Here is a 15903-nt window from a genome sequence, read left to right on the forward strand (position 1 = left end):
CGACGTCGAGGCCTGGATCGGCGCCTGGAACGACGACCCCAAACCCTTCGTCTGGACCAAAACCGCCGACCAGATCCTCGACACCCTCGCCGCATACTGCCAACGAATTAACGACTCAGGACACTAGAGGTCGAGCACCAGCCGCGGTGAGCACGAGCGGGAGACGCAGATCATCAGCACGTCTCCCGCACGCTGTTCCGCCTCGGTCAGCACCGAGTCGCGGTGGTCCGGTGTCCCGCCGAGGACGCCGGTCTCGCACGTGCCGCACGTGCCTTCCCGGCACGACGACAGCACGGGGAGCCCGGCTTCCTCGGCCACGTCGAGGATCGAGCGGTCCGCGGGCACCGGCAGCACGCGGCCAGAACCGGCCAGCTCGACCTCGAACGCGCTCTGCGGACTGCCGGCCGCCTTCGGGGCGAACCGTTCGACGTGCAGGGCGTCCGACGGCCACGAGGCGCAGTGCGCTTCCACCGCCGCCAGCAGCGGTTCCGGGCCGCAGCAGTAGACCGCGGTGTCCGGGCGCGGCTCGGCCAGCACCGACGGCAGGTCGAGCAGTCCGTGCTCGTCCTGCGGCCGGAGCGTCACCCGGTCGTCCTGGCTCAGGAGGTCGGTGAAGGCCATCGACGAGCGCGTCCGGCCGCCGTACACCAGCTGCCAGTCGCGGCCGGCCGCGGCGACGTGGCTGATCATCGGCAGGAGCGGCGTGATGCCGATGCCGCCGGCGAGGAACAGGTAGCGTTCGGCGTCCACCAGCGCGAAGTGGTTGCGTGGCCCGTCGACGCGGAGGCGTTGTCCCACCACGAGTTCGTGCACCCGGGCGGACCCGCCGCGGCCGCCGGGCTCGCGCAGCACCGCGACCTGGTACGCCGAGGTGTCCTCGGGGCGGCCGCACAGCGAGTACTGGCGGACGACGTCGCCGGGCAGCACGAGGTCGACGTGCGCGCCGGGCTCCCACGGCGGCAGCGGTGTTCCGTCCGGTGCGCGGAGGGTGAGCCGGACGACGTCGTCGGCGAGCTTTTCCTTGTGCGCCAGCACCAGTTCGAGTGTCATGCGTCGTGTCCTTCGGGGTGGGCCAGCAGCCATTCCCACAGCCGCACCGGATCCTCGAACTCGCGCTCGGCCGCGCAGTGGCAGACCGCGCGGAGCCGGTCGGTGCCGAGCACCCAGTGGATCCGGTAGACGCGGTCGCCGGCGAGCATCGGCCGGTTCACGACGTGACCAGGCGCTGCAACAGCCGGCGCGCGGCGAGCCCGCCGGTGTCGATGTTGATCGACAGCTCCTGGTAGCCGTCCGGTTCCGCGGCGAGCACCCGCTCGAGGACGTCGAGTGCTTCGACGTCCTGCAGCACGACGGTCCGGTTGTTCTCGGCGAGGAAGGCCGACACGCCGTCGTCGTCGAGGGCGAAGTCCCGGGCCACGGCCCAGAAGTCGTGCGTCGAGTGCTCGGTCTCGGGGGTGATCGCGTAGACGACCTCGACGTGGAAGGCGTCCGGGTCGCTGCCGTCGGGGTTCGGCGCCGACCCGACCGGCGCGATGCGGCTGTGCAGCTTGTACAGGCACGGCGGCGTGTACTCGATGTCCTGCCAGCGCGTGATGCGGCCCTGGAGGCCGGTGGACTTGGCGTAGAACGGCGGGCAGGCCGCGTCGGCCATGTGCCGGGACACGTAGACGACGCCGGCTTCGTCGTCGACCTCGGTCGTGATCGGCGTTTCGGCCACCTCCGGCGTGCCGATGTAGCCACCGTGCAGGTAGGTCTCGTGGGACAGGTCCAGCAGGTTGTCGACGAGCAGCGAATACCGGGCCCGCAGCGGTTCCATCCCGGCGACCGTCGTGTAGCCGGGGGAGTCGAGGTAGGGCGCGCGCGGAATGCTCGCGGTGTCGGCCTTTTCGGGGTCGCCGATGAACACCCAGACGAAGGAGTCCTGTTCCACCAAGGGGTACTGCCGCAGCCGCGCGGTCCGCGGCACCCGGGTCTGGCCGGGCACGGCGACGCACTTGCCGTCGACGCCGTAGGTGAACCCGTGGTAACCGCAGACGACCTGGTCGTCGACCAGCCGGGACGGCGCCTGCGAAAGCGGGAACCGCCGGTGCGCGCACCGGTCGGCCATGGCCGTGACGGTGCCTTCGCGCGTGCGCCAGAACAGGATCGGCTCACCGCAGATGGTGCGGCTGAACAGCTCCGTGCCGATTTCGGAGCCGTAGGCGGCGACGTACCACTGGTCGCGGGGGATCGCGCTCATCGTGTTCGTCCTTTCGTGGCGGGGTGCCCAGCGTGCGACAGCGTGACGGCCGCCACGAAGGGCGATTCCATAAGATGGAAAGCTCAGCCGAGCGCGCGCGAGATCGCCCGGGCGCTGGTCATCACCAGCGGGGCGAGTGCGTGCGGTGCGGCGCTGCCGTGCCGGACCACCAGTGACACGGCGGCGACGACCTGGCCGTGCGCGTCGTGGATCGGCGCCCCGACCGAAAGGCTGTCGAGTGTCACTTGGCGCTCGCTGATCGAGAAGCCGTGGGTGCGCACGTCGGCCAGCATGTGCCGCAGGCGGTCCGGGTCGGTGACCGTCTCCGGCGTGTACCGCTCGATCGGGTTGCGCAGGACGTCTTCCTGCACTTCGGCGGGGGCGTGCGCGAGCAGGACGAGCCCGACGCCGGTGGCCGTCAGCGCGAACCGGCCGCCGACGCGGGTCAGCACCGGCACCGCGCCGGTGCCGGCGATCCGCTCGATGTAGACCACTTCGGCGCCCTCGCGGACGGCGAGCTGGACGTTCTCGCGGGTGATCTGGGAGAGGTCTTCGAGGAACGGAAGGGCCCGCTCCCGCAGGCCCAGCCCGCGCGGGGCCAGCGAGCCGAGCTCCCACAGCCGCAACCCGACGCGGTAGACGCCCGACTCGTCGCGTTCGAGCGCGCCCCACTCGCAGAACTCGCGCAGCACCCGGTGCGCGGTGGCGGCGGGCATCCCGGCGCGGCGGGCGATCTCGCTCAGCCGCAGCGCCGGCCGGTCCGGGGAGAACGCCCCGAGCACCCGCAGCGCGCGGCCGAGGACCGGGCCGGTGGCCCCGGGAACCCGACCTCGATGCGGCACGGGCCCGAGCCTAAGGCACCTGGCCGAGCACGCAGGCCACCGGCGGGTCGAGGTTCAGCAGCTCGGTGCGCAGGGGCCCGAACCCGGCGGCGGTGAGGAGACCGGCCAGCTCCTCGGCGGCCGCGGCGGACGTCGCCGCCGAGGCGCCGGGGCAGCGGGGCTGGGAAACCAGGGCGATCCGGCCGCCGGGACGCAGCACCCCGGCGATCTCACGCAGCCGCTCGGCCGGCTCCGGCCACATCCCGACCGTGTTGACCGCCAGAGCGGCGTCGAAGGGACCGGCGGGCAGCCGCGAGACCGGCGCGTGGACCAGGCGCACCCGGCCGGCCCGGACGGCGGCCCGGTTGCGGCGGCGGGCCTGGCGGATCATCACCGGCGAGTGGTCCACGCCGACCACCAGCGCCGCCCGGCCGGCGAGGGCGGCGAGCGCCACGCCCGGGCCGCAGCCGAGCTCGAGGACGCGTTCGCCCGGCCGGACGTCGAGCAGCCCGGCCGCCCAGCGGTTGCGTGCGACGTTCGACCCTCGCCGGCCCATGATCCAGCCGGCGAGGTGGCCCGCCGGGCCGGTCGGGCGGTGGAACTGGGCGATCCCGCCGTGCCGGCCCCACCACTTCAGGATGCGCTCCGTGCTGTCCATGCGGCGAGCAAAGCACTTCGAGTAGCCTCGAAGTCAATGACCGCCACCGAGGCTTTGCTGTCGATCGGCGAGCTCGCCGGGCGCACCGGCGTGCCCGCGACGACGTTGCGGTACTACGACGAGCTCGGCTTGGTGCGCCCGGAAGCCCGCGAGGGCGGGCGAAGGCGCTATGCGGCTTCGGCGGTCCGGGACGTCGGGGTGGTCGTCTTCCTGCGGGAGATCGGCTTCTCCCTCACCGAGATCGGCCGGTTCGTCGCGGGCGAGCTCGACGGCCGCCACGAGCTGATCGACCGGAAGCTGGCGGAGCTGGCCGAGCGGCAGCACCGGATCGAGGTGGCCCGCCAGGCCCTCGAACACGGTCGCCGCTGCCCGGCCGAGGAACCGCTGAAGTGCGACCGCTTCTGGACGGTCATCGAGGGCCGGATCCAGGGGCTTTCCCTGGAAGAGAGTCACGAACGGGCGCATCGGCACTGACTGCGCGGGTGCGGCGCAGGCTGGCGACCACCGCCGTCGCCAGGATCAAGCCGACCACCGCCAGCGACAGCCCCGTCGGGATCTTGTAGACCTCCAGCAGCAGCATCTTCACCCCGACCCAGACGAGGACCAGCGCCAGGCCGATCTTCAGGTACACGAACCGGTGCATCAGGTCGGCCAGCAGGAAGTACAGCGCCCGCAGGCCGAGGATCGCGAACGCGTTGGAGGTGAAGACCAGGAACGGTTCCTGGGTCACCGCGAAGATCGCCGGGATCGAGTCGACCGCGAAGACGACGTCGGTGACCTCGATCAGCACCAGCACCGCCAGCAGCGGCGTCGCGACCCAGCGGCCGGCCTCGCGGACGAGGAACTTCTTGCCGTGGTGGACGTCGGTCGACGGCACCAGCCGGCGGAACGCGCGCAGGACGACGTTCCGTTCGTAGTCGACCGTCTCCGAGCGGTGCAGGGCCATCCGGATCCCGGTGAGGACGAGGAAAGCGCCGAACACGTAAAGGATCCAGGCGAAGCTGGCGAGCAGCGCCGAGCCGGCGGCGATGAACACCGCCCGGAACACCAGGGCGCCGAGCACGCCGTAGAAGAGGATCCGGTGCTGGTGTTCGCGTGGCACGGCGAAGTAACCGAAGATGATCGCGAACACGAAGACGTTGTCGACCGCGAGGGACTTCTCGATCACGTAACCGGCGAAGTACTGGCCGGCTAGCTCCGCGCCCCAGACCCACCAGACGACGGCGCCGAACGCGACGCCCAGCGTGACCCACACCCCCGACCACGCCAGCGCTTCGCGGACGCCGACGACGTGGGCCTTGCGGTGGGCGAACAGGTCGACCGCGAGCATCAGCAGGATGACGCCGAGCACGGCGGCCCACGCCCAGATCGGGACGGTCACAGCACACTCCTCCGGTTCGGTGGCGAACCGGAGGTCTCCCCAGCCACGAAAGACCGTGACGCCGGCACCGGGTCTGCTTCGAAGCAGCCGTAATGACGATGCCGGACCGGGTGGGTACTCCCCTCCGTCCCTTCCAGAATGACGAACTGCGCTTCGTCTGTCAAGTGTGGACGGCTAGGCTGACCCGATGCCTTCGTGGACGTTCTTGAGCAACCACGCGCACGTCCTGCTGTGCCTGGCCGCGGACCCGGACCACCGCCTGCACGACATCGCCGAGCGCGTCGGCATCACCGAACGCGGGGTGCAGCTCATTCTCGCCGACCTGATCGAGGGTGGGTACGTCGAGCGCGAGCGCGTCGGCCGGCGCAACCACTACACGGTCCACCCCGAGGGCCGGCTGCGGCACGCGCTGGAAGCGCACCACCGCGTGGCCGACCTGGTCGCCGCTTTCGGGCTGGAGAAGTGACTAGGCGAAGCGGTCGATCATCGCGCGCAGCTCGGCGGCGCTGACGTTCGCGCCGAACGTCTCCGCGCCGGGCTCGAGGCGGACGCCGTCGGCCAGGGAACCGGCGAGCACCGGGTCGAAACCGAGTTCGTCGACCAGGTTCGCGACGCTCGCGACGTCGGCCGGGTCGTCGCCGGCGACGGCGATCGCCTTGCGGCCCGGCGTGCCCGCGGGGCGGGCTTCGTCTTCGAGGTCGTGGTAACCCATGTGGTTGAAGGCTTTCACGACGCGGGCGTCGGGCAGGTGCGCCTGCACCGTCCGGCTGGTCGAGGAACGCAGGTCGTCGCGGTGGCCGTCGACCTCCCACCAGTAGTTCATCGCGTCGATGACGAGCTTGCCCGCCAGCGCCGGGATCGTGCGGTACTTGCCCAGCGGCAGAGCCAGGATGACGACGTCGGACTTGGCGGCCACCTCCTCGGCCGTCGCGGCGACCGCGCCCGGGGTGAGGACCCGCACGGTCAGCGCGATCTTCGCGGGCGCGCCCGAACCCGCGACGAGCACCTCGTGCCCGGCGGCCAGCGCGAGCCGGGCCAGCACGGTGCCGACCTTGCCCGCGCCGAGGATGCCGATGATCATTTCGTCTCCGAGAGGATGTCGCGGACCATGGGGATCACCTTGCTGCCGTAGAGCTCGACGGCGCGCAGGCGGGCACTCGCCGGTTGTGAGCCGCTCGAGTAGATCAGGTCGAAGCGCCCGACACCGAGGTCCCTGACGGCGCCGGCGATCTTGCGGGCGACGGTGTCGGGGGAGCCGATGTACAGCGAGCCGTGCTCGATGTCGTGGTCGTACTCCTCGCGGCGGATCGGCGGCCAGCCGCGCAGCTTGCCGATCCGGTCGCGGATCACGCGGTAGCGCGGCCAGAAGATCTCGCGGGCCTGCTCGTCGGTGTCGGCGACGAACCCCGGCGAGTGCATGCCGACCGGGTGCGCGGTCGTGCCGAACTGCGCGGCGGCCTCGCGGTAGAGGTCGAGGTAGGGCGCGAACCGCCGCGGGGGCCCGCCGATGATGGCGAGCATCAGCGGGAGGCCGTGGCGGGCGGTGCGGACGACCGACTGCGGCGAGCCGCCGACACCGACCCAGGTGCTCAGCCGGCCGGAGTCGGTCTTCGGGTAGACGTCGGCGTTGTCCAGCGGCGGTCGCAGCGTGCCCCGCCAGGTCACCGGTTTCTCGTCGAGCAGCCGGACGAACAGGTCGAGCTTCTCCTCGAACAGCGTGTCGTAGTCGCTCAGGTCGTAGCCGAACAGCGGGAACGACTCGGTGAACGAACCCCGGCCGAGGATGACTTCGGCGCGGCCGTTCGAAAGCGCGTCGACGGTCGCGAACCGCTGGAACACGCGGACGGGGTCGTCGGAGCTCAGCACGGTGACGCCGGAGGACAGCCGGATCCGCGAGGTGCGGGTGGCGATGCCGGCCAGCACCGTCTCGGGCGAGGAGACGGAGTACTCGGGGCGGTGGTGCTCGCCGAGGGCGATGACGTCGACGCCGAGCTCGTCGGCCAGGACGGCCTCGTCGAGCACCTGCCGGATGGCGGCGGCGTGCGACAGCTTGCGGCCTTCGTCGTCCTCGGGGACGTCGCCGAAGGTGTCGAGACCGAACTCCAGGTCGGACATGCGCTGGCTCCTTTGATTGACACGTCAATCATGCGCCCGATATGATTGACGTGTCAACTAGGAGGCACGGTGACCCGACCCGCGAAGCGGCGACTGCCGACCACCGAGGAACTGCGCGTTTGGCGCGGGTTCATCGAGACTGCCGAAGCGCTGCGTGCCGAGCTGGGCTCGCGGTTGCAGGCGGACTGTGGGCTGTCGCCGGGGGACTACTCGGTGCTGCTCGCGCTCAGCGAGGCTGACGGGCAACGGCTGCGTTCGTCGCAGCTCGCCGAGGGTGTCGGGTGGGAACGCAGCCGGCTCTCGCACCACCTCGGCCGGATGGAGCGGCGGGGTCTCGTCCGGCGGGAAGAGTGCCTGACGGACAACCGGGGCGCCGAGGTCGTGCTCACGGCCGAGGGGGCGACGGCGTTCCGTGGCGCCACGGTCCCGCACCTGACGGCGGTGCGTGAGCTGTTCGTCGACGCGTTGACCCCGGAGCAGCTCGCCGCGGCGGGTGAGATCGCGGCAGCGCTGCGCGCCCAGCTGAAATGAAACGTAACAACACGGTATTGACCGGCTGGTTAGCTGAGTAGTAGCGTCACCGCACTGGGTTTTGAAACCTTTTAACGCGCGGAGGGCGTGCATGAAAGTCGCCGTGCTCGTCACCTGCGTCAACGACTCGCTCTTCCCCGACACCGGCAAGGCGGTCTTCCGGCTGCTGCGCCGCCTCGGCGTCGACGCGGACTTCCCGCAGGCCCAGACCTGCTGCGGCCAGCCGATGGTGAACACCGGCTACCTCGACGAAGCCGTCCCGGTGGTGCGCGCGTTCGCCGACGCGTTCGCGGGCTACGACCACGTCGTCACGCCGTCCGGCTCGTGCGCGGGTTCGGCCCGCCACCAGCACGGCATCGTCGCGCGCCGGGCCGGTGAGCCGCGGCTGGCCGAGACCGGGCCCAAGGTCCACGAGCTGAGCGAGTTCCTCGTCGACGTGCTCGGCGTGACCGACGTCGGCGCCTACTTCCCGCACCGCGTCACCTACCACCCGACCTGCCATTCGCTGCGCATGCTCGGCGTCGCCGACAAGCCGCTGCGGCTGCTGCGCGCGGTCCGCGGGCTCGACCTCGTCGAGCTGCCCGCCGCCGAGGAGTGCTGCGGCTTCGGCGGCACCTTCGCGGTGAAGAACGCCGAGACGTCGACCGCGATGGGCGCGGACAAGGCGCGGCACGTCCGGGAAACCGGCGCGGAGGTGCTGGTCGCGGGCGACAACTCGTGCCTGCTGCACGTCGGCGGCCTGTTGTCGCGGCAGCGGGCCGGCGTCCGCGTGCTGCACCTGGCCGACGTGCTGGCCTCGACCGAGGAGGACGCGTGAGCGCGACGTTCGTCGGCATGCCGGCGTTTCCGGCCGCGGCGCGGGAAGCGCTCGCCGACACCCAGCTGCGCCGCAACCTCGCCCACGCCACCGGCACGATCCGCGCCAAGCGCGCGGCCGTCGTCGGGGAAGTGGCCGAGTGGGAGGAGCTGAGGCTCGCCGGCGCCGCCATCAAGGACAACGCGCTGCGGCGCCTCGACGAGCACCTGCTGACGCTGGAAGCCGCGCTCGAGGCGCGGGGGGCGACCGTGCACTGGGCGCGGGACGCGCGCGAGGCCTGCGAGATCGTCGCCAGGATCGCGAAGGACCACGACGTCGACGAGGTCGTCAAGGTCAAGTCGATGGTGACGCAGGAGATCGGCCTCAACGAGGCGCTCGCCGAACACGGCGTCACGGCCTGGGAAACCGACCTCGCCGAGCTCATCGTGCAGCTCGGCGACGACCTGCCGAGCCACATCCTGGTGCCGGCGATCCACCGCAACCGCGCGGAGATCCGGGAGCTCTTCCGCCGGGCGATGAGCGGGGCGCCCGCGGACCTGACCGACGACCCGGCCGAGCTCGCCTCCGCCGCCCGCGAGCACCTGCGGGAGAAGTTCCTGCGCGCGAAGATGGCCGTCTCGGGCGCGAACTTCGCCGTCGCCGAGAGCGGCACCCTCGTGGTCGTCGAGTCCGAGGGCAACGGCCGCATGTGCCTGACCCTGCCCGAGGTGCTCGTTTCCGTGGTGGGCATCGAAAAGGTCGTGCCGGCCTGGGCCGACCTCGACGTCTTCCTGCAGCTCCTGCCGCGCTCCAGCACGGGGGAGCGGATGAACCCGTACACCTCGACGTGGTCGGGTGTCACCCCCGGCGACGGGCCTCAGGAGATGCACGTCGTCCTGCTCGACAACGGCCGCACCCGCGCGCTCGCCGACGAGGTCGGCCGCCAGGCGCTGCGCTGCATCCGCTGCTCGGCGTGCCTCAACGTCTGCCCGGTCTACGAGCGGACCGGCGGCCACGCCTACGGTTCCGTGTACCCGGGACCGATCGGCGCGATCCTCAACCCGCTGCTCAAGGGCGTCGGCGTCGACGAGCAGACCGACTCGCTGCCCTACGCCTCGAGCCTGTGCGGCGCCTGCTTCGAGGCGTGCCCGGTGCGCATCGACATCCCCGACGTGCTGGTGCACCTGCGTGCCCAGGTGGTCGACGCGCACCGCGGCGGCCCGCCGAAACCCGAGGCGGTGGCGATGAAAACGGCGTCCTGGGTGCTGTCGGACGCCCGTCGGCTCGGCCTCGCCGAACGCGGCCTGGGCCTCGCGCACCGGCTCGGCCGCCGCGTGCTGCCCGGCGGCCGGCGCGGGCTGTCCCGGCTGCCGTGGCCCGGTTCACTGTGGACGAACGCGCGAGACCTGCCGGCCCCGCCACGCGAGTCGTTCCGCGCCTGGTGGCGGCGGCGATGACGGCCCGCGAGGAGATCCTGGCGGCGGTCCGCGGCGCACTGCGGGACGCGGACCGCGCGGAGGCGGAGGTCGCCCGTGGGTACCGCGCCGCCGCGGTGGGCGACGTCGAGCTGTTCGCCGAGCGCGTGGTCGACTACCGCGCCTCGCTCACCCGCTGCACGGCCGCCGAGACGCCGGCGGCGATCCGGTCGGCACTGGGCCCGGCCCGGAACGTCCTGGTGCCCGAAGGGTTCCCGTACGACATCGGCGTGGCTCCCTCGCCGGCCGACCCGACGGAGTTCGACGCGGTCGTCACCACGGCCGCGCTGGGCATCGCGACGACCGGCACCCTGGTCCTCGACCACGGCCCCGGCCAGGGACGGCGCGCGCTGAGCCTGGTCCCGGACGTGCACGTGTGCGTGCTGCGCGAAGACCGCGTCGTGGCCGGTGTGCCGGAGGCGGTGGCCGCGCTCGACCCGGCGCGGCCGCAGACATGGATCAGCGGGCCGAGCGCCACCAGCGACATCGAGCTGACCCGGGTGGAAGGCGTGCACGGGCCGCGGACCCTGCACGTCGTGGTGGTCGCGGACTCACCCGATGTGAAGGTGGGCTAGGCCGCTCAGCCGGCCGCGGGCCCGCTCGGCGTCGGCGGCGCGGTGCTGGGCCAGGTACAGCGCGAGCGCCTGGCGCCACATCGCGCGGGCCTGCCGGTGGTGGCCGAAAGCCACGTATGAGGACGCGAGGTCGTCCAGGGTGGTGGCTTCCTCGTCGGCGTTGCCGATGGCGCGGAACAGGGTGAGGGCGAGCTGGTAGAAGGTGATCGCGTCGGCGGGCCGGCCGCTCTGGTGGGCGACGTGGCCCAGGCTGTGCAGGGCGACCGCCTCGCCTTCGCGGTCGTGGTGCTCCCGGTGCAGGGCGAGCGCGGCCTCGCAGTGGGTCCGGCCCGCGTCGTGGTCGCCGAGCAGTGACGAGTACCAGCCCACCTGGTTGTGCGCGTCGGCCGCGCCCGCCGGGTTTCCCAGGCCCTTCAACAGGTTCAGCGCGTGGACGGCGTGGTAACGCGCCCGCCGGAGGTCGCCGGTCTTCGCCCACACCTGGGCCAGGTTGCGGTGGGTGTGGGCCTGCTCGTGGCCGTCGCGGGTGCGTTCGGTCAGCGCCAGCGCCTGGTGCAGGTGGCCGAGCGCCTCGGCGGGCCGGTCCAGCCAGATGCAGGTGCGCCCGGCGTTGCGGTAGGCCTGGGCCTGGGCGGCGGTGTCCCCGAGCCGGTCGGCCGCGGTCTTCGCCAGCTGCCAGGCTTCGAAGTCGTCGTCGAAGAGGCCGCGCCGGGTGTGGAACGTCGTCAGCGTCCAGGCCAGCTGCCAGGTCGCCGCGTGCCACCCCCGCGCGCTCGCGGCCCGCTGGATCGCCAGCAGACAGCGGTGTTCGCCGTCGAACCAGGCCAGCGCGTCCGGGTACCCGGTGAGCGGGCGGAGCGCGTGCCCGGGCGCCGGGGCGGTGAGCTCGATCGGCGGGCGCTGCGGGTACAGCAGCCGCTCGGCGGCGTAGGCGGTGTGCAGTGCGAAGCCGACGAGCCGGCGCAGCGCGGCCACCCGCTCGGCGTCGGCCAGGTCTGCCTCGGCGCACGCGGCGGCGTACCGGCGGACGAGGTCGTGCATGCGGTAGCGGCCGTGCTGGTCGCGGGTCACGAGCGACGCCTGTTCGAGGCTCCGCAGCACGGCGCGCGCCTGCCGCGGCGGCAATCCGGTGAGGCCGGCCGCGGCCTCGGCGCCGATGTCCGGGCCGGGTGCGATGCCCAGCAGGGCGAACACCCGCGCCTCCTCCTTGTCGAGGCCGCGGTAGGACCACGACAGGACCGCGGACAGGTCCGCCGCCGGGTCGCCGTCGGTCAGCGCGGCCAGCCCCGCCTCGCGCAGCTCGGCGGCCGGCCGGGCCAGCGGGAGGTCCGGGTCGGCGAGCGCGCGCCCGGCGACGATGCTCAGCGCCAGCGGGAACCCACCGCAGCGGGCCAGCAGTTCCGCCACCGCCTCGGGCTCGGCCGCGACGCGCTCGGCGCCGAGCCGGGCGACGAGCAGCGCGCGGGCTTCGGCGTCGGTGATCACGCCGAGCGCCAGCGGGTGCGCGCCGTGCCCGGCGATCAGGCCGGTCAGCCGCCGTCGGCTGGTCACCAGCACGGTGCAGCCGGGGCTGCCCGGCAGCAGCGGCGCGACCTGCTCGGTGTCGGCGGCGTTGTCGAGCACGATCAGCAAGCGCTTTCCCGCGGCCAGGCTGCGCAGCAGGGCGCTCTGGGCGTGCGGCTCGACCGGGATGTCCGGCGGCGCGACGCCGAACGCGTCGATCAGGCCGCGGACGGCGGCGCCGGCGGGCAGCGGCCGACCGGCCGGGCTGAAGCCGCGCAGGTCCACGAACAGCTGCCCGTCGGGGAAGCGGTCGAGGTGCTCGTGCGCCCAGTGCAGGGCGAGCCAGGTCTTGCCGATGCCGCCCGGTCCGGCCAGCGCCGCGATGGCCACCCCGGCGCCCGCGTCGAGGACGTCGGTGAGGGTTTCGAGGTCGCGTGCCCGGCCGGTGAACAGCGGTGGCGGCGCCGGCAGCTGCCGGGGCCGGGGCGCCACCCGGGCGGCCGGACGGGCCGGACCCGGTTCCGCGCCGAGGATCCGCTGGTGCACCTCCCGCAGCTGCGGGCCGGGTTCCGCGCCGAGCTCCTCGACCAGCCGGGTGCGGACGCGCCGGTAGTGCTCGAGGGCGTCGGCGGGGCGCCCGGCCGCGGCCAGGCTCAGCAGGTACTGGCCGGCGACCCGCTCGTCGAGCGGGTGTTCGGCGACCCGCGCGGCGAGGTCGGCCACCAGGCTTTCGCCGCGGCCGAGCCGCAGCAGGACCTCGGTGAGGTCGCAGTCCGCGCTCAGCCGGTCCAGGCGCAGGCGGTCGCGTTCGGCCGTGGCCCAAGGGCCGTCGACGCCGGTCAGCGCGTCGCCGCGCCACAACCCGAGCGCCTGCTCGAGGAGCTCGGTCGCCTGGCGGTCGCCGGTGGCCGGGAGCCGGGCCCGCTCGCGCAGGTCGTGGAAGCGGTGGAGGTCGATCGCGTCGCCGGGCGCGGTCAGGCAGTAGCCGCCCGGACGGCGGTCGATGCCCGCGGATTCCGTGGCCGGCAGCACCTTGCGCAGCCGCGAAAGGTAGTTCAGCAGGGTCTGGCGGGCGCGAAGCGGAAACCGGTCGCCCCAGACCCGTTCGGTCAGCCGGTCGATCGAGACGACGCGGTTGGCGTCGAGGGCCAGCGCGGCCAGCACGCACCGCTGCCGGGCCGGGCCCAGCTCGACCGCCCGCCCGTCGACGAGCACGGAAACTTCCCCCAGCAAACGGATTTCCAGCACTTCGCCACCCCCTGTGACGTCCCCTGGTGAGCATCAATACCCCGGACGAACGGGTGGTGGGGCGATTTGTGCGGATTTCACACGATCGGCGGCGCGCGACCGTCCCCTGTGGACACGGCCGGGCGCGGGCTACAGATGTCGTCCCGGCCGGCCCGGATCCGCGACGCCGGTCGGCTGCGCCCGCCCGGGCGTCGCGCCGACACTGGAGCCCGCGCAAGGTTCGCTCGAGGAAGGGCACAGCATGGGTACGGACGTGGTCGTGATCGGCGCCGGGGTGATCGGGGCGTCGATCGCGCTCGAGCTCGCGCGGGCGGGGCGCCGGGTGGTCGTGCTCGAGCGCGCGCCCGGGGCCGGGCAGGGGTCGACGTCGGCGTCGAGCGCGGTGGTGCGGTTCAACTTCTCGACCACCGCCGGGGTGGCGACGGCCTGGGAGGCGCACTTCGGCTGGCTCGACTGGGCCGGCCACCTCGGCCACGACGTCGGCGACCTCGCCGTGTTCCGCAAGAGCGGCCTGGTCATGCTCGACGTCGACGCGGCGCCGCGGGCGTCGTGGCTGCCGCTGTTCGACGAAATCGGCGTCCCGTACGAGGAATGGGACGCCACGACGCTGGCGGAGCGCGTGCCGGGCATCGACGTCGGCCGCTACTGGCCGCCGAAGCGGCTCGACGACGAGGAGTTCTGGGCGGACGCCCGCCGCCGGCTCGGCGGGGTGTACACGCCGGACGCGGGGTACGTGTCGGATCCGGGCCTCGCGGCGGTGAACCTGGCGGCCGCCGCGGCCGCGCACGGGGCGGAGCTCCGGTTCCGCAGCACGGTGACGGCGGTGGAGAAGTCCGGCGGCCACGTGACGGTGGTGCGCCTGGCCGACGGCTCGCGGATCCCGTGCGGCGCGGTCGTGAACGCGGCGGGCCCGTGGTCGGGCGCGCTGAACCGGCTGGCGGGGGTGGGGTCGGACTTCACGGTGGGCGTCCGCCCGATGCGGCAGGAGGTCGCGCACGTGCCGGTGCGCGGCGGTTATGCGGGACCGGCGGTGGCGGACATGGACCTCGGCACGTACTTCCGCGGCGAAGTCGGCGGCGACCTGCTGGTGGGCGGCACGGAACCGGCGTGCGACCCCGTGGAGTGGACGGAGGACCCGGACACGGTGGACATCCACCCGACGGCGGCGGTCTTCGAAGCCCAGGTGACGCGCGCGGCCCGGCGCCTCCCGGACCTCGAGGTGCCGAACCGAGCCCGCGGGGTGGTGGGGGTGTACGACGTGGCCGACGACTGGACCCCGATCTACGACCGGACGGATCTGGGCGGTTTCTACGTGGCGATCGGCACGAGCGGCAACCAGTTCAAGAACGCCCCGGTGGTGGGCCGGCTGATGGCGGAACTGATCGCCCGGGTGGAGAGCGGGGTGGATCATGACGCTTCGCCGGTGCGGTTCCGGGCGCCGCGGACGGGGTTGGAGATCGATCTGGGCGCGTTTTCCCGGAAGCGGCCGCGGAATGCGGCCAGCTCGGGGACGGTGATGGGCTGAGCGGTCCGTCAGCGGGCCAGGTGCTTCCGGACATCGTCGGCGACGGTGGTGCGGCTGCTCATCTCGTACTTCGCCAGGATGTTGCGGACGTGCGTTTTCACCGTGTGCAGGCTGATGCCCAGCTCGCGGCCGATCCGCTCGTTCGGCAAGTTGCTGCTCAGCAGCACCGCGACCCCCTGCTCGGCCGCCGTCAGGGAACGGAAGCGTTCCTCCGGTCCGTTGTCGATGTTCAGCGTCAGCTCCACCAGGTCCGACTGGAGCTGCTGGCAGTCGGTGACGATGCGCTGCAGTGCCTCGCGCAGGGCGGGTGCGTCCGGCAGCTCGAGCGCCGCCTGGGCGCGCTGGCGGACGTCGGCCACCCGGGACGACAGGAGCTCGACGATGTGGTCCGCCGTGACCAGCTGGGGTGCGTCCTCGACGTCGGCCGGGAGGCGGCGCAGGGCGTCGACGTCGTCCGCTTCCGTCGTGAGCACGCGGGACACCAGGTCGGCCAGCCATTCGAACGCGCGCACCGAATTGTCGTCGAACGTGTCCGGGCGGTAGCTCTGCATGGACATCATCCCGAACACGCGGCCGCGGCGGAACAGCGGCGTGGTGACCGCGTCCGCCGACGCGCGGCTCGTGTCGCCCGAGGCCACGCCCGCGTTGAGGGCCGCGCCGTTGTCGTACTGCATGCGGTACGTCTGGCGGTGCTTCAGCAGCCACGCCGCCTGGCCGTGCGGCCCGTAGATGTGGGACGCCGGGTCGGTGTACATGCCGCCGTCGTAGCCGTACGGGTAGCGGACCCGGTTCGCGCCGTGGAAGAAGCCGATGTAGAAGTGGTCCAGCGGCACGATCTTGCTCATCACCGCGCGGGCGTAGTCGTAGAGGCCGTAGTGGTCGCCGCGGTAGTTGGCGTCGATCTTGTGGAACGCCTCGCGCAGGATCAGCGTCGTCTCGGCGTCGACCCGAAGCCGGGCCGGCTTGTCCGTCTCTTCCGCGGCCACGCGGCCATCATCCGGGGCTGAGGCCGCTGGGGCAATCGGGTCGCTCCGGG

The 15903-nt window shown here is 72.8% G+C and carries 17 protein-coding genes and 1 pseudogene; 8 read left to right on the forward strand and 10 right to left on the reverse strand.

What is annotated here, in order from left to right:
• A pseudogene (locus tag M8542_RS42780) lies at nucleotides 1-127 on the forward strand (IS630 family transposase); the annotation flags it as partial.
• On the opposite strand, the gene M8542_RS42785 reads toward M8542_RS42780, so the two are convergent.
• The 5 genes from M8542_RS42785 to M8542_RS42805 form a co-directional block, all read right to left on the reverse strand.
• On the reverse strand, nucleotides 124-1050 hold the full coding sequence (locus M8542_RS42785) for a PDR/VanB family oxidoreductase (RefSeq protein ID WP_257926121.1): 927 nt from the start codon (nucleotides 1048-1050) through the stop codon (nucleotides 124-126). The pseudogene M8542_RS42780 and the gene M8542_RS42785 overlap by 4 nt on opposite strands.
• Nucleotides 1047-1211, reverse strand: a complete 165-nt coding sequence (locus M8542_RS42790; RefSeq protein ID WP_257926122.1) for a hypothetical protein — start codon at nucleotides 1209-1211, stop codon at nucleotides 1047-1049. The genes M8542_RS42785 and M8542_RS42790 overlap by 4 nt, the downstream gene beginning before the upstream one ends.
• On the reverse strand, nucleotides 1208-2239 hold the full coding sequence (locus M8542_RS42795) for a Rieske 2Fe-2S domain-containing protein (protein ID WP_257926123.1): 1032 nt from the start codon (nucleotides 2237-2239) through the stop codon (nucleotides 1208-1210). Before M8542_RS42795 ends, M8542_RS42790 begins: the two co-directional genes overlap by 4 nt.
• Nucleotides 2240-2322: 83 nt before the next feature.
• Nucleotides 2323-3081, reverse strand: coding sequence for an IclR family transcriptional regulator (locus tag M8542_RS42800; RefSeq protein ID WP_257926124.1), 759 nt, complete (start codon nucleotides 3079-3081; stop codon nucleotides 2323-2325).
• Nucleotides 3082-3091: 10 nt separating this feature from the next.
• Nucleotides 3092-3718: a class I SAM-dependent methyltransferase gene (locus tag M8542_RS42805; protein ID WP_257926125.1), complete on the reverse strand. Its 627-nt coding sequence runs from the start codon at nucleotides 3716-3718 to the stop codon at nucleotides 3092-3094.
• A gap of 36 nt (nucleotides 3719-3754) precedes the next feature.
• Here M8542_RS42805 and M8542_RS42810 point away from each other — a divergent pair, with 36 nt between their 5' ends.
• Nucleotides 3755-4192, forward strand: coding sequence for a MerR family transcriptional regulator (locus M8542_RS42810; protein WP_257926126.1), 438 nt, complete (start codon nucleotides 3755-3757; stop codon nucleotides 4190-4192).
• Here M8542_RS42810 and M8542_RS42815 read toward each other — a convergent pair.
• Nucleotides 4128-5099, reverse strand: coding sequence for a TerC family protein (locus M8542_RS42815; RefSeq protein ID WP_308210331.1), 972 nt, complete (start codon nucleotides 5097-5099; stop codon nucleotides 4128-4130). The two genes, M8542_RS42810 and M8542_RS42815, sit on opposite strands and share 65 nt — an antisense overlap.
• Before the next feature lie 187 nt (nucleotides 5100-5286).
• Between M8542_RS42815 and M8542_RS42820 the strand changes: the two genes are divergently transcribed.
• Nucleotides 5287-5565 carry a helix-turn-helix transcriptional regulator gene (locus M8542_RS42820; RefSeq protein ID WP_257926127.1) on the forward strand — a complete coding sequence of 93 codons (279 nt, stop codon included), beginning with the start codon at nucleotides 5287-5289 and terminating at the stop codon, nucleotides 5563-5565.
• Here the strand turns inward: M8542_RS42820 and M8542_RS42825 are convergent, their stop codons facing one another.
• Both M8542_RS42825 and M8542_RS42830 read right to left on the reverse strand, forming a co-directional pair.
• A complete protein-coding gene (locus M8542_RS42825) occupies nucleotides 5566-6180 on the reverse strand; it encodes an NADPH-dependent F420 reductase (protein ID WP_257926128.1) in 615 nt (204 codons plus the stop codon).
• Nucleotides 6177-7214 (reverse strand): LLM class flavin-dependent oxidoreductase, encoded by a 1038-nt coding sequence (locus M8542_RS42830; protein ID WP_257926129.1) that lies wholly within the window; start codon nucleotides 7212-7214, stop codon nucleotides 6177-6179. Before M8542_RS42830 ends, M8542_RS42825 begins: the two co-directional genes overlap by 4 nt.
• A 69-nt stretch (nucleotides 7215-7283) precedes the next feature.
• On the opposite strand from M8542_RS42830, the gene M8542_RS42835 reads away from it, so the two are divergent.
• From M8542_RS42835 to M8542_RS42850, 4 genes are all read left to right on the forward strand, one after another.
• Nucleotides 7284-7745: a MarR family winged helix-turn-helix transcriptional regulator gene (locus M8542_RS42835; protein WP_257926130.1), complete on the forward strand. Its 462-nt coding sequence runs from the start codon at nucleotides 7284-7286 to the stop codon at nucleotides 7743-7745.
• A 91-nt stretch (nucleotides 7746-7836) separates the two neighbouring features.
• On the forward strand, nucleotides 7837-8562 hold the full coding sequence (locus tag M8542_RS42840; RefSeq protein ID WP_257926131.1) for a (Fe-S)-binding protein: 726 nt from the start codon (nucleotides 7837-7839) through the stop codon (nucleotides 8560-8562).
• Between the two features lie 17 nt (nucleotides 8563-8579).
• Entirely contained in the window at nucleotides 8580-9998 is a 1419-nt protein-coding gene (locus tag M8542_RS42845) for a lactate utilization protein B (protein ID WP_257926210.1), read from the forward strand.
• Entirely contained in the window at nucleotides 9995-10591 is a 597-nt protein-coding gene (locus M8542_RS42850; RefSeq protein ID WP_257926132.1) for a LutC/YkgG family protein, read from the forward strand. Before M8542_RS42845 ends, M8542_RS42850 begins: the two co-directional genes overlap by 4 nt.
• Here the strand turns inward: M8542_RS42850 and M8542_RS42855 are convergent.
• On the reverse strand, nucleotides 10568-13342 hold the full coding sequence (locus M8542_RS42855) for an AfsR/SARP family transcriptional regulator (protein WP_308210332.1): 2775 nt from the start codon (nucleotides 13340-13342) through the stop codon (nucleotides 10568-10570). The two genes, M8542_RS42850 and M8542_RS42855, sit on opposite strands and share 24 nt — an antisense overlap.
• A 241-nt stretch (nucleotides 13343-13583) precedes the next feature.
• Between M8542_RS42855 and M8542_RS42860 the strand changes: the two genes are divergently transcribed.
• Complete coding sequence (locus M8542_RS42860; protein WP_257926133.1) at nucleotides 13584-14867, forward strand: NAD(P)/FAD-dependent oxidoreductase; 1284 nt, start codon at nucleotides 13584-13586, stop codon at nucleotides 14865-14867.
• A gap of 8 nt (nucleotides 14868-14875) precedes the next feature.
• Here M8542_RS42860 and M8542_RS42865 read toward each other — a convergent pair whose 3' ends face one another.
• Nucleotides 14876-15853, reverse strand: a complete 978-nt coding sequence (locus tag M8542_RS42865; protein WP_257926134.1) for a LuxR C-terminal-related transcriptional regulator — start codon at nucleotides 15851-15853, stop codon at nucleotides 14876-14878.
• Nucleotides 15854-15903 lie beyond the last annotated feature (50 nt).

The sequence above is a fragment of the Amycolatopsis iheyensis genome, assembly GCF_024703995.1.
Taxonomy (GTDB): Bacteria; Actinomycetota; Actinomycetes; order Mycobacteriales; family Pseudonocardiaceae; genus Amycolatopsis; species Amycolatopsis iheyensis.